The organism is Butyrivibrio sp. LC3010 (genome assembly GCF_000424385.1).
In the GTDB taxonomy this organism is placed as follows: domain Bacteria; phylum Bacillota; class Clostridia; order Lachnospirales; family Lachnospiraceae; genus Butyrivibrio.
On sequence record NZ_AUJU01000004.1, the window covers coordinates 62,357 to 77,557 of the forward strand.

A 15,201-nucleotide genomic window follows, 5' to 3' on the forward strand; every position below is an offset into this window, starting at 1 on the left:
TGAGAAGGTGTTAAAATGTCAGGAAACAATAAGGTATTTGAAAAACTTCAGGAATATTTAGAAAGGCATACAACTCTTACTAAGTGGGTATATACAATGATAGTCGTTGCAATACTCATAACTACAGCGACTTTGTATGCGATGAATAAGTCAGCTTCCGCCGTAACGCAGGATGGTGCAGAGGATGTGGGTATGGTACTGAATAATTCTGAAGGAACAGCAGGCAATACCGGTGATGATACTGATCAAAATGCTCAAAGTGATTCAGACAGCGACAATCAATCAGATAGTGATGCTGCAGGAAATACCGGATCTGAAACCGATAGTGCAGTAAATGATAATACTGATAATAACAATTCTGGAGATAGTGATGATATCTCGACAGATAGTGGTGAGGACAATGATGAAGAGAATTCATCAGAAATCGCCGGAGACAATGATGAAGGTATTTCAGTAGATGGCACTGGCAGTAATGGAGAGGATTCTGCATCAGGAATTACAGGGGATAATGGAGAGAATTCTGCATCAGGAATTACAGGGGATAATGGAGAGAATTCTGCATCAGGAATTACAGGGGATAATGTAGAGAATTCCACTTCAGGAAGTTCCGGGGATAACAAAGAAGATTTCTCTAATGGAAGCACTGTATATAATGATGTAAATACATCATCGAAAGGTACTGGAAATGACACTGTAGAAGATACATCTGCAGAAAGTCAGGAATCTCAGGATAGTTCTGATAGTGCAGACAAGTCCAAGGGGATCAATAGCAAGTCTGATTCAACGGAAAATGGTGGCGAAACTGATATACCGGAATCTGTTGATGTGGCAGAGTACATTACAAAAACTGTAATTGAACGAGAATTAGTAGATGGAAGCTGGGAAGAAATTGGGGAGGAAGATATAAGACCCGGTGACAGACTTAGAATAACAATCAAGTACATTCTTCCTAAGGAAGCTACTGTTAGTGACAACATTTATTATGAACTGCCTGAGCAGTATGGAGTAGCCGAGACCCAGACAACACCTATAGAGAATGCTGATGCCAGTGCAGAGGTTACTGATGGAAATCAGATAAAAATACATTACAGTGATGAATATAAGAAAGAAACACTAAACGAAGTAATTTCTGATGATGATGATAAAAAATTAAACAATGGGACATCGACTGAAGCTACTACTGACAATAATGATGAAAAACTAAACAATGAGACATCGACTGAAGCTACCACTGAAAATGATGATGAAATAATAGAAAATGAGCTGCTGACTGAAGTTACTGCTGCAAGTGAAGAGACTACAGAAAGCAATGATGCTGTAAATGAAGATTCTCAGAAAACTAATGAGGATTCAAAAAGCAATGAGGATGTAAAAAACACTGAGGGCATTGATGATCTTCTAGGAAAAATATTTGTTATGACAGCCCATGCAGCATCAGATGAGACACAAGAGTCAGAATTTGTGGTCTATTCAAGTGTTGATGGAATGAAAATCAGAAATGTGACCATAACTAAAAATCCTGAAACACATTGGGAAAATGGTAACCTTGCTTATAGCGGAGGAACAGAAATAGAGTCCGGGGCACAGGTTAGTGTAAATGACACAATACTGTTTACTCTCGATTATCTGCTTGGAATAGGAACTATAAATGAAAATGACAGAGTCATTACATTTAACCTTGAGGAACGTGGAATTAAAGTAAAAGATGATGTTTCTGACTATATTTTTAATTCTGATAATGTAAAGGTTGGTACTTTTTCTGTAGCAAGAGGTACCGGAATTGTCACCTTTGACTTTTATGAGGAATTTGCTAAGCAGAATTCTTCACAGATCATTTATGGAAATTTTTACTTTACAGCGAAAGCAGACCTTGACGAGAATGAGACAGAAAAGGATATAACCTATGACTTTGGTGACAAGCTTATTTTCAAAATAAGGTATATAAAAGACAGATATTATGATCTTTTCCTCACAAAAGATGTTAATTACAACAAAGAGACAAAAGAAGCGTCCTACAATATTGTTATAAGTACAAACCATGGTACTGATGGACCTGTATTATTAGAGGATATTATCAGAGTTTATAATAATAAAAATAATGATACAAATGAGAACCCGGATTTTGAGAATGAATTAGCCAAAAACGAATTATTCAAAAATCTTGTTGTTAAAGACAGTGATGGTGCGGAAATCAGTATCAATCCATCAATCGATGGCAGAAAAATGAGCATGACTCTGCCGGAGATGACTAAAGGGGAACGCTATACAATAACATATACATTTGATATGCCGGATTTCATAGTGAGTAATGGAACAGGGTTGAATTTAAAAAATGAAGCTCTGGCAAAAGATAATAGAAACAGCGCCAGTGATGTTGCAAAGATAAAGTTTAATGGTGAATTCCCTGATATAAATAAATGGGGAAATGTAGATAAAGCATCCAAGACCGTAACATGGAAAATCAGTTTAAATTCATCTAATAGAAATCTGAAGGGATTTACTCTTACTGACTTTATACGGAAGATAGATGAGAAGAAAAATAATAAGAAAGTTACTCCTGATGTGGAAATAATGGTGGAGCCTGCTATTGATGGAAAAAACACTATTTCTTTAAAGGAGGGCTATACATTTTGGCATGATGATTATAATACGTATACTTTGACATATTCATATACTTATGATGAGTCACATCTTATTGATGGCAGAAAGCTTACTAATGAAGCATCAATAAGACTTGATCCAAATGACCCATCCACAGGCAAAGACGTGACAGCCTCTGTTGAAGTTGGAAACATAGAATATGTTTCAAAAAAGCATGGAGACATATCCTACGATCAGAACAATCCCGGGTGGGTTGATATGACCTGGAATATTACCCTGCTTGCTCCTATAAAGAACAATGAAGGCTGGGATAAATCCCAGTATTGGACATACTTTGATGAGATAATTGATGGCACACAGCTTATAACCGATGAACAATTTCAGATTCTTGAAAATAATCTGAAAGCTGCTCTTTCAAAAAGTGGTTACTCCGGTAAATATGAGATTATCAAAGAGAATAAATATAAAAGGGAAGTTGAAGGCAGAAAAGGCTACAAAGCATTTACGATAAAATTTTATGGTGATCTGGATAAGAATGTAGAATTTTCTTATATATCATCCGGCTATACAACCATGAGTAAATCCGATGTCAGATTTTATAACAATGCAACTGTTCATGGGAAAACTGTGGGCGATAACATTCCTTTTGATATGATAAGACTTGGCAAGTCAGATGGAAGAGGGAATTCAAAGGAGTCAAGATATGACTATTATTCTGAGGACCTCTTTGGTGAGGGCATTCTTACATGGGTAATTAATCTGACATACCCGAAGAATACATCTTACAAAAATCTTGTTTTAACCGACACATTGCCAGATGATATTACACTTTTAAGCTGTGATGGGGAACAACATGGAGAAAAGATTCTTTATGGTGTTGAAATATCAACAAATAAATCTTTTCCAAGTGGCAAAACAATTGTATTGAATAGCCAGGCTGAAGCCTATGGACTTCATTATAATATTACAGATAAGACAATTTCGATAGATGTTACCCCGGGTGAGCTTCCGGATAAGCTTGTTAATGAGCTTTATATGTATGATAGTTCTTCAGCAGAGATATATGTGAGAGTGCGGGCAAAAATAAATGACTCTGTAGATTTTGAAAAAATCAAAGAGGGAACCTTTAGGAATACGGTTATTTTGGAAACAAAAGATAAGCAACAGCTGCTGGAAGCTTCTCAGACACAGATAATTACAAAGACTAAAAACATTATTAAGAAAACCAGCAATAAAAATCTTGCTGATGCTACAAATACCATTGAATACAGCATTGATGTTAACCCTAATGCTGCTGATCTTTTGTCCGGTGGGGACAGACTGACTTTGAAGGACACCTTTATATCAAAGGCGGATGGAAAAGTTACAGTTTCTCTTTTGCAAAACTCAATAGCAGTGTATGAAGTAAGTGGGGAAAATGGAGAAGAAGTACTTCGTGAACTGGGAAAGGATGAGTATTCCTACGAGGTGTCATCTTATTCAAGCGAAACATCAGACTGGAATAAATACATTAATTCCGGACTTATATCATTTACGATTCCGGATGGAAAACATCTTAAAATCGTTTATAGATATACGTTTAATGGGGATCAGGGGACCCAGATAGAACTGTCAAATAGCGCTAAGCTAATAGGAATAGGCAATGATGGAAGCAGCTCTGAGGATAAAACCGAGTTCGCTGTTCAGAGAGTAGGAGCAGCAGCTAACACGAAAGGAATAGAAGTCTATAAGGTTGATAAGGATAATAATGGTTTAAAGCTGCCCGGAGCAAAGTTTAAGCTCTACATATGGACAAACAATCAAACAGGATGGAAGGAAATATCTGAACTTGACGGCACAAAAATTAATCTGGTAACAGGTGATGACGGCAAAATATCACTTAGTCCGTTGGTATTCAACACAGCTTATAAGCTTGAGGAAACAGAAGCACCTAAAGGATATTTAAAGAGCGATGAGCCTCTGGTGTTTTATGTAGGAGCAGCGGATAAGAACAAATATCCTATGAATTTGCCGGATAATTTTGCTGATCTGTTTGGAGTTGCTTATTCATCCGGACAGAAAGTGAACTTTGCGAATGTAAGTGAACATACCCGGATTAAGATTTCAAAATATTGGAAGAATACTGACAACGCAACGCTCCCGAGTACAGTGACCTTTAATCTTAAGAGAATGTATCTTAAAGGAAATGACAGCAAAGGGGCGGCAACTTCATTCAAATCAGTCAATGTTGATAGCAGAGATCATAACAATTACATAATAGGATATACAGGTTTTCCTTTTGTAAGGACCGGTTCAGTACTTACATTTACCATTAAAGGTTTTAAGGATGAATGGAACACAACTATGCCATCTGTAAAAATCAATGGTAAAGAAGTGGATAAAAAAGAACTGGCAGCACTATTTGATAAAAGTGGAGGACAGGAAGTCAGGTATTCGATACCTGTGACTCAGAATCTGAATATTGTCATTAATTCCATTGGCTATGAGGAGATAGACTATACGAATCCGATTATAGAGACCCCGGAACCACAAAGAGGAGGGAAATCAGACTATGTTGAGGATGAGACTTTTTCAAAAGAAATAAGGCTTTATGCTGAAAGCGGTTGGACAACAACACTTAATGATCTTGAGAAATATAGAAGTGAAGACGGAAAAAAATACGAGTATCTTTATTATATTTCAGAGGTTAATACAGTCTATTATTCTGTAGTTGAGGATGAATCCAGGATGGGACCAATTAATTCCGGCGAACTTTGGATAACAAATGACCGAAATGACGTTCCGGCATATAGACTTCCTGATACGGGAGGAATAGGAACAGACGGATTTATTTTTGGAGGACTTATATTTATGGTGGCGGCTGTATTCCTTAAAATGATGTATAGTAGGAAAAAACAAAAAGAAGTGAATAGCTGTAAATGATGCAATCTATTTATTTAACAGTGCGTTCAAGTATATGAAACATGATTGAGTAAAGGTATTGGAAACAGCCTGGTCTGAGTCAGATAAAATGCTTGTTTCCGGGTGAGATAAAATACGAGTCGGAATGATATGATTGCATGTCTTTCCAGCTCGTGTTTTTAAGGAGAAAACCAGAAATTATATGACTTGAATAAAAATTTTAAATCATGATAATACACTTGATTTTTATAATCAAATGATTTATCATAAAACAGCGCTGTGACGTAAAAACAAGTTTTAATTATGATTTACATAATGGATATTGTAGTAGTTATTGTAATAAAATAGTTTTTATTCAAAGGCAAAGCTGCCGCAAGGTAGTGACGCAAAGCTACAGGGTCTGCCGATATGGCAGACAGCCAGTTGCCGACACTTGATAAGGTGAGAGTGCTTCTTATCCGGGGTGTTGAATTATTGTTACTAATGCCTTGTTTGAATAATTTTCAAACAGGGCTTTTTACTTAATTTTACGAAAAAAATTAGAGCAATAATTAATTATTCCATTTTGCCGAACTAATGCTATAATATATTATGCTTAATTATTAAAAAAATATAAATTATTTCTGATATTTGTATAAAATTATCTTTGATAGTTGAAATTAATACGATATGAATCGATTTTTCCAGGATATAGTTCATAAAAATGTGGACATATATATGCGTTAATCAAGGAGATATATGGCACAAAAAGAATTACGAAGGCTTAACAGAAAAGAGCTGCTGCAGATGCTCGTAGAGTTTTCAGAGGAAGCTGAAAGTATAAGAGAGCATGAAAAGGAGATGCAGGAGCAATTCGATAGAGAAAGAGAACTGCTTTTGGATCAGATGGCAAATGAGAGAGCAGAACTTCTTTCAAAGTTTGATGATGAAAAAGCTGAAATGAGAAGTAAGTTCGCAGAGCAGAAAAATGAATTGCTCGCACAGTTTGCAAGAGAGAAGGCTGCATATATACAGCAGGCTGCAAATGAGAGAGCAGCACTAATGGAAGGCTTCAATCAGGAAAAGGCTGAGATGCGCAAGAAATTCAATGAGCAGAAAGCAAAGTCGGAAGCACTTTTCCAAAAAGATATGATTGGACTTAGAGCAAGACACGACAGAGAGTTTAAAGGATTTCAGGCAAGACTGGAGAGAGAAAAAGCAGCTCTCCGGGAGGAAACCGATAAAAAGCTCAGGCAGATAGAATCCGCAGGAACACTTGCGGAAGCTGTACTTTCAATAAATGGATTTTTTGAGGCAGCACAGAAGGCTGCAATACAGTTTCAGGAGACGCTGAACAGTACAGAAGTTTTACAACAGGATGAGAGTAGTGCAGAACAGAAGTCATCCAAAAAGAAGGAAGCTCCTGAACTAACAAGAATCAAGAAACTAGCCGGAATCGGTCGCAAGAGCAGAGTTAAGGCCGGCATTGAGGATTCTGTCGGTAATGAAAACAGGGAGATACCTGATGTTATTTGGGGAGAGGAAGCAGAAGCTGAAGATATAGAATTAAACGGAAGTGAGATCACAGATTCTGCAGAGACAAAAGTCAAAAGAAACAGAACTACAAGAAAAAAAGTAGTCGAAGAAACATCTGAAAATAATATCTAATCTAATTTGTTTACATAAAGGGAATTTGTAAATACTTAGTCAGACATAATTCATAAAAATTCCAATTTGTCAAGTACGAATTTTGCATTAGTTTATGCATATTCAGTATACATTTAATAATAACAATTATTTATAATGTTGAAGTATATTGCGCATAAAATACTTATGCGCATAAGGTAAGAAAAATGAAGGCATTATGAGCAAAGAAGTAGAAAATTTACCAAAAGAAAAAAATCAGACTGTACAATCTGACAGACCATCGTTAGATGAACTGAGAGCAGAACTAAAGCGGGAATACAGAAAAAGTGATTACAAGAGAACGCTTAGAAACACAATCATCGTAATCATAGTTGTGGCAGCTTTTTCAGTACTTGTATCCAGCTTTTTCATAACTGTACTCAGAGTAACAGGTGATAGTATGACGCCGACTCTTGAGACAGGGCAGATTGTTATAGCCAATAACTATGCAGAACTGAAGACCGGAGAGCTGATAGCGTTTTATTACAATAACAAGGTTCTTGTAAAAAGGGTTATAGGATCACCGGGAGACTGGATCAACATTGATGACAATGGAAGAGTCTCGGTTAACGGTGTCGAACTCGATGAGCCATATGTATCAGATTTTAGCCAGTATGCAGAATCAGTTGGTGAAGGAGATAAAATCACATTCCCATATCAGGTTCCTGATAAAAGGTACTTTGTTCTGGGAGATCATAGATCGGTATCAATAGACAGCAGATCTATGACAGTTGGTTGCGTCTCTGCAGAACAGCTGATAGGCGGAGTGTTCTTCAGACTTTATCCATTTAAGGATTTTGGCGGTATCGAGAGTAAGGCGAGTACCGGTACTGAGAACATGGAAGAGCCGGAATTGCAGTAATTGAGGTAATACAGGGGAAATCAAGGGAAGAAGAAATGAGGAAATTAGACAACAGTCGAGTAGAAGGGTTTTTAAGAAAACATGCTTTCTTGAAAAGGTGGGGTGCATTAATGCTGGTGGTTGCATTCCTTGTCACGACAGCTACGATGTATTCACTTAATAAAGTGGCATCAGCGGTATCTGAGGAAACAGCCGAGGATGTGGGAATGGTTCTTAATCAGAATAATTCCGGGGAGGATTCTGATGTAGCTTATTCCACGGAAGAAATATCAGCGGAAAGCGCAGCAGATACTTCTGAAAGCGGCGATGAAGAAAATGCAACTTCAAGTGAGGATGCATCAGCAAATACATCAGATTCATCAGAAACTGCTTCTGCGGATTCAGACGCTTCCGGAGAAGATACAACTGATAATTCTGACAATGCGACTTCTGATGAAAATTCATCTGACAATTCAGTTACAGAAGATAACGCAGCATCCACGGAAACAACTGATGACAATTCATCTTCAACAGAAGAAGGCTCAGATGCAAGTTCTGAGGCATCTTCTGATAATCAAATAGGTGAGAACACTGATTCATCAGAAATTGATTCAACTAAAGAGGGGACTTCTCCAGAAAATCCAACAACAGATAATTCTTCAACAGAGAATTCTTTAGCAGGACAGGCACCAGCTGAGGGTGAGAATGCAGCTGATAAGGCTTTGACTTCAGAAGAAGATGAGCTGAAGACAGAAGATAAAGAAGGCAAAGAAGCTGAAGAAAGCAAAGCTAAGGAAGGTACACTTGCTTCAGGGAACGAAGTAGAACTTACTGAGGATGTGGTTCTTACAGTTTCTTATGTTGATGAAGAAAATAATTCAATCGCAGATGAAAAAGAGATAAGCCTTTCTGAGAGTCTTGACTTCAACACTGAGGCACCTGTGCAGGAAGGATACGAGTTCAAGCAGGCTTCAATTGATGGAAATGTTATTACTAAGATCGTAGCGAAGCTCGATGCAAACGAACATAAATATTATGAAGTAACTCTTGCAAATAATAATGAAGAATCAGAAGCTGTTTCAGACGGAAACGCTTCAGAGAATACAGAAGAAGCAACAGTTATTGTAATAAAGGAGAACAAGACAGTTGTTCTTACCTACAATAAGATAGAAGCTTCCAGAACTGAGTACGTATTTGAAAATGAGAAAGTAAGAGTAGTAGCTACTCTTGAAAAGGCAAGTGCAATCCCGGATGATGCTGAGTTTGTTGTTACCGAGGTAACATCTGAGACACCCGGATATGACTACGATGCATATATGAAGGCTCTCAATAACGGAGAAGAGTCATCACTTGCTAATCATAACGAATTAAATACAATTCTCTATGACGTTGCATTCCTTGTTGATAAGAAGGATGAGAACGGCAATGTCATCGAAGGAGAAAAGATAGAATATCAGCCTGAAGAGGGAAGCGTTTCAATTAAGTTTGAATTCCTTGAGAAGCAGCTTGAGAATCTTGACGCTACATCAGGCGAGGAAAATGGAATTGAAGTAGTTCATATGCCTCTTGATGAGAGCATCAGAGAAAGCGTTGATACAACAGCAGACGCAACTGAACTTGAAGCTACAGACATAACTACTGTCCCTGTTGAAACAGAGGTTGTTTCAGAAACCGAAGAGGTTGCGATTTCACTTGATAACTTTTCACTTGTAGGTTTTACAACAAACTTTACCGGAACAAAAGTATTTAATAATCACGGAAGAATACTTACATATACGGTAAATGAGGAGAAGGATGCCTATAAGAGCAGCACATACTTCGATAGACAGCTTGTATTTGGAGTAGCAGGTAACTTCCACATAGTTGCATTTGATACTGCAAGACTTAGCACACATACAAATGGTAATGTGCTTGCGCAGACACTCTATGCAGATTCCAATTTCGGAACCAAGAATCTTGATGACGAGCTTTCATATGTTCAGAGCATTAGCAAAGCTAACGGAAATATGGCTTCCGCTGACAATCATGTACTTGCTGTTGGAAGTACTGTTACACTTAACATCATTGAAAATGAGAATTTCTTTGGTGTTACTACAAGAGGAAATGGTAACGAACCTCAGAAAATTACAATGCCTCTCAATATAATTCAGGATAAGAATACAATTGATAATCCTTATATTGATCTGGCAGCTGTTAAGGAAGATATCACAAGATTATCCGAAGAGATGTCAAAGACCTCTGACGGCGGAGTGGATGACTCACAAAATTCTACTTCCGAGGTTACTATAAGATATACAGGTGAAGGCGGAGCAGGTTATAAGACATATAAGGCTGAAGACTGGAACAATCTTGTAGCAAACAAAGAATTGAAATTTGTTTTCGATCAGGGTGGAAATGTATATCCTGATGAAGCAATTATTATCAATATTGACTGTGCCGGTGCAAGTGAAATCAAGATGCCTAATAAGGCTAGTGAGATTAAAGTTGGAAATGAAATACTTTCAACTAGTGAAGAAACAGCAATAAAGGCCGGAAGAGTTGTTTACAACTTCTTCAACGTTGATAAGACCACCGGAAACGGTAAGAATATCAAGCTTCAGGAGATATTCGGACAGGTAATTGCTCTTGGTGCTAACCTCGAAGTCAACACAGGAAATGGTAACTTCATCGCAGAGAATGTTACTATTTCCGGTGAAACTCATAGAAGAGACTTTGTAGGAACTACTAAGAAGAAAGCACTTGTAAGAATTGAGGCAACAAAGAAGGTTGATGGACAGAATCCGACTGCTGAGCAGGTATATGATTTCGTTGTTGAGCATGGAACAGCTGATGATAGAGGTAATCTCACATTTGACAGTGAGCATGCCATTACTGTAAGCAATACGATCGAGGAAGTAAGTGCTGATGTTTCAGACTTTATCGAGAAGAAAAAGGCTACTTATTACTTCAGAATTCATGAGCTTGCAAAGGAAGGTGATGAATCAGTTGTTTATGATGATAGCTATTATCTTGCGAAGGTAGTTATCGGAGAGAATATTGATGGTTCAACAATCACCTATGCACCTGAATCAGTTACTTACTATAAGATAAGTGCTGATAAGTGTAATATTAATAAGTTGGGTTCACCTATTGCAGGTGATAAGCCGGAATTTAAAAACTCGATTAAGAGACCTATAGATATAACCCTTTATAAGCTTCTTAATAATGAAAATCCCGGAGACGTGGTATTTGATTTCAAAATCAAGCGTATTAAGGACGATTTTACAGGATGGTCAAACGGAAATGGAAATAACCTCATTCATAATGAGAAGGATGAGATAAAGTATTCTATTGATCCTGTTGAATGGTCGATGGATCCTTTCTCAAAGAAGACATATTATTTCAAGGTTACAGAGGAATCCATTAAGGGTTACATGATAGACAAATCAATCATCTTTATAAAGGTTGATTATTCTAAGAGTGCTGAGGAGCCGGAAGTAACTTATTGGAGACTGAATCAGAATGAGAGTAATTTCAGTTATTGGGTAAATCTGCTAAAAGAGGCTACTGACAGTAAAAATTCGAACTTTGTGAAAGATTTCCTGTCTGGAATATGTAACGATCAGGCCAGGAAGGTTACAGATAGAAACGGTTTAGCGTTCAGAAACTATATTGGAGGTCAGGGCAATCTCAGAATCCACAAGATGGTAGTAAACGATTTTGGTTCTGATTTTGTAAGAGACAGTAAAGAGGGACGTGCGCTTCTGTCAAATATCATATATCGTATAACGGACAATAAAACCGGTAACTATATAGTATTTAAGACATTTACCGGACATGCTAAGGATCAGGGCGAAGCTCAGTTATATGATAAGAATCATAACTTCTTAAATAAGACATATAAAGTTATCTATAACCAGAGTGCGCAGTGGACAATAATTGGTATACCCGCAGGAACTTATACTGTTGAAGAGGTTGCTGATGGTCTTACTCTTGCATATGATTATGCATCCAACACCAGTTCACCGATAGAGTCGACAGACCTTTCACGAGTAACGAAGTATGATGTGACTGTTGATGAAGAGGAAGTTGGTTTAGATACTTACGGAGTTGGCGGAGAGAACTACAGAGTTGTATTCTCCAAGAATCTTGGCGGAGAAGATCATCACACTGATTTGCCGCCGAGCAATGTACTTGTCGGTAGTGCGGATATTGCAAATGTTTCTCATACAGAGACCGTTCAGGTATGTAATTACTACAGTAAGCCGATCGGACCTATCAAGGTGTTCAAGAAGTTTGCCGGCAGTGAAATGACAGACTCAATGCAGTTTACCTTCAAGATTGAGGGTGTAGGATATTCAGCTGTTGATTCAGCAGGTAATCCAGTTTCGCTGAAGGCACAGCCTTTGCCAATTATGTCCAAGAAGGTTAATGATAATCCGAATGACCATACATACACGACTTGGACTCAGGATACTGTAACGCTTACTCTTGCTGATATGACTAAGCAGCAGGATGGCTCCTACACAGCTGAGGCATTGTTTGCTTCGATACCGTTTAGATTTGAAGGCTATTATTACTATAAGATTTACGAGCAGGATACAGGTATCCCCGGTATCGCATATGATGAAGCTGTTTATTATGTGAAGATCCATGTAACGAAGAAATATACTACATTCTCTAAAACATATAAAGCTGAAAATATGACTCATCCGAATTTATACAGAGCTGAGAAGGAAGCTAATAAAAGCGTTACTCTTCCGGATGAAGACTTCTATTATCTTGGAGCTGTAGTAACATATTGCAGTGATGCTAATTATTCAGATGAAATTGCAGTATGTGATCTTTCACTGGGTAAGGGAGTAAATACCGCTGATCCTAAAACAAATAAATTTATTGCAACCTTTACGAAAGGTAAGGTTGAGGATGTTGCATTCATCAATACCAGAAGCGGTAACCTAACCGTTGAAAAGGCTTGGCTTACATTTGATGGTACAGATGATTCGGCTAACCAGTCATCACTTAACCTGAGTATATGGCAGAGAGTTGAAGGAACTTCTACCTGGACAAAGTATGGTAATGATATTGTTCTTCAGGCTAATAAAAATAATCCTGAACTGAACTGGAAATATACAGTAACTGATCTTCCTCTTATGAATAAGGAAGGCAAGAGATATGAATACTGTATAAAAGAAGCAGATAGCTTCCTAAATACTAATGCTGTTACATATGAATATACCGATACAGATGGAAATAAAACAAAGGTAGTTGCAAATGACCAGGTAAAGATATCTGTAGATGCAGTAACAGTATTTGATACCGGATATGCTATGCATGTAGGAAGTGACGAAGTAAGCTACGGTCACGTGAAGGTTACCAACACGAAAGTTGTAGTAAATACACTTCCGGCAGCAGGCGGAATGGGAGCACTTCCATTCTCAGTAACTGGAGCCGTTATGTCGGTAATTGCACTGATTGGAATGTCAATTTATCGCAGAAAACGCGAAAGAGAGTAATTACTTAATACTCAAAAAAGAGGAGATTTGTTCCTCAAATATAAGGTTTAAGATGCCAAAGGCATTTTAACAAAAGTGCTCATTTGCACTTCGATAGATACAAAGTAACTCACAAAATGTCTAAAAACAGACAAGATTCAACACGAAAAGGAGAAAAGGTTTACATGAAAGGATTAAAGAAAATCTTAACTGGTATCCTTGCTGGTGCAATGGCACTTTCTATGACCATATCAGCAGGAACCGCAATGAAAGCTAATGCTGCAGCTGATAATACAATAACAGTTCAGAGTGCAGTAGAGGGAGAGACATACAATATTTATCGTCTTCTTGATTTAGATACAGCAGGATTAGCTACTGAAGATACTACAGAAGATGATGCATATTTGTATACAATAAACGATACTTGGAAAGGCTTCTGGACCACTGGTGCTGGTGCAAGCTATATTACAACAAATACAGTTGGTACAAGAACATATGTAGTATGGAAAGAAGATATGAAATCCGGAGCGCAGATGGAAGCTTTTGGTAAGGCTGCTGCAAAATATGCTGCAGATAATAACATAGCTCCTTCATCAGCTGCTATAGAAGTAGGCGCTAATGCGGAAGCAAAGTGGACAGGACTTGAAAATGGTTATTATATGGTTACATCAACACTTGGTTCTGCTGTTTCAGTAGCATCTACTCCTGCAACCAAAAATAATGTAATTTCTGAGAAGAACCAGGGTAATACAACAGAGAAGCAGGTATTAGAAGGTAATACATATGGTTCAACAAGTGATGGAATGATTGGTGATTTAGTAACATTCCGTTCAAAAGTTGTAATTGCAAAGAACTCTGTAAATGTTGTTTATCATGATACTATGACAGGTGGTCTTACATGGACCGGTGCAGCTGATACTAAGGTTTATACTGATGAGGCATGTACTGAAGAACTTGCTGCTTCAAATTATGCAGTTGCAGCAGGAACAGCTCCTGAAACATTTACTGTTTCATTTACAAAAGCATATCTTGATGGAATTGCTGAGGCATCTGTTAATCTTTATATTAAGTACAACGCTAATATAAATGATAAGGCTGTTGTAGCTACAGCAGAAACAAATACTCCTAAAATCACTTGGGGTGAAAACGGAACTTATACAGGAACACCTACAGAGACATACGTTCGTAAGTTCCAGATTTTGAAATATGATGCCACAGATTCTACCAAGAAGGCTCTTGCAGGTGCCAAGTTCCAGCTTTACACATCTGCTAATGGTGGTGATGCTATAAACGTTGCTGTAAGTAGTGATGGTAAAACTTATAGAGTTGTATATGAAGAGGATAAGATTCCTGCTGGATATACAGTTGTTACAGACAAAAAGATGACAACTCTTGATAATGGAACATTGCACGTTGAAGGAGTAGATTCTGTAACATATTATCTTGAGGAGACAGATGCTCCTGTAGGATACAATAAGCTTACTGAGAGAGTAGCAGTTACAGTTAGTGCTGATAATTCAGTTATAGTTGACGTTCCTAATAGTTCAGGTGCAGTTCTTCCTTCAACAGGTGGAATTGGTACAACAATCTTCTATATCATCGGTGGACTTCTCATCGTAGCTGCTGTTGTATTCTTCGTAGTACGCAGAAAGGCTGATGCAGAGTAATCTGTGATCAGAAGGAAATAAGTTTTAAGCAAAATAAAATTACTTGAATTGA

5 protein-coding genes and 1 riboswitch are annotated in these 15,201 nt (G+C 37.6%); all 5 genes read left to right on the forward strand.

Features of this window, described 5'->3' with window-relative positions; genetic code table 11:
* Window positions 1-15: 15 nt before the first annotated feature.
* The 5 genes from G622_RS0104345 to G622_RS0104365 all read left to right on the forward strand — a co-directional run bounded on the left by G622_RS0104345 (window position 16) and on the right by G622_RS0104365 (window position 15,149).
* Entirely contained in the window at window positions 16-5,523 is a 5,508-nt protein-coding gene (locus G622_RS0104345; RefSeq protein ID WP_026509676.1) for a SpaA isopeptide-forming pilin-related protein, read from the forward strand.
* A gap of 329 nt (window positions 5,524-5,852) precedes the next feature.
* Window positions 5,853-5,933: riboswitch (cyclic di-GMP riboswitch) on the forward strand.
* Between the two features lie 307 nt (window positions 5,934-6,240).
* A complete protein-coding gene (locus G622_RS21565) occupies window positions 6,241-7,149 on the forward strand; it encodes a hypothetical protein (RefSeq protein WP_044957103.1) in 909 nt (302 codons plus the stop codon).
* Window positions 7,150-7,345: 196 nt separating this feature from the next.
* Window positions 7,346-8,029, forward strand: coding sequence for a signal peptidase I (gene lepB, locus G622_RS21570; protein ID WP_044913595.1), 684 nt, complete (start codon window positions 7,346-7,348; stop codon window positions 8,027-8,029).
* Window positions 8,030-8,064: 35 nt separating this feature from the next.
* A complete protein-coding gene (locus G622_RS0104360; RefSeq protein ID WP_155831412.1) occupies window positions 8,065-13,503 on the forward strand; it encodes a Spy0128 family protein in 5,439 nt (1,812 codons plus the stop codon).
* 164 nt (window positions 13,504-13,667) lie between these two features.
* Window positions 13,668-15,149 carry a SpaH/EbpB family LPXTG-anchored major pilin gene (locus G622_RS0104365; protein ID WP_026509678.1) on the forward strand — a complete coding sequence of 494 codons (1,482 nt, stop codon included), beginning with the start codon at window positions 13,668-13,670 and terminating at the stop codon, window positions 15,147-15,149.
* The last annotated feature ends 52 nt before the right edge of the window (window positions 15,150-15,201 follow it).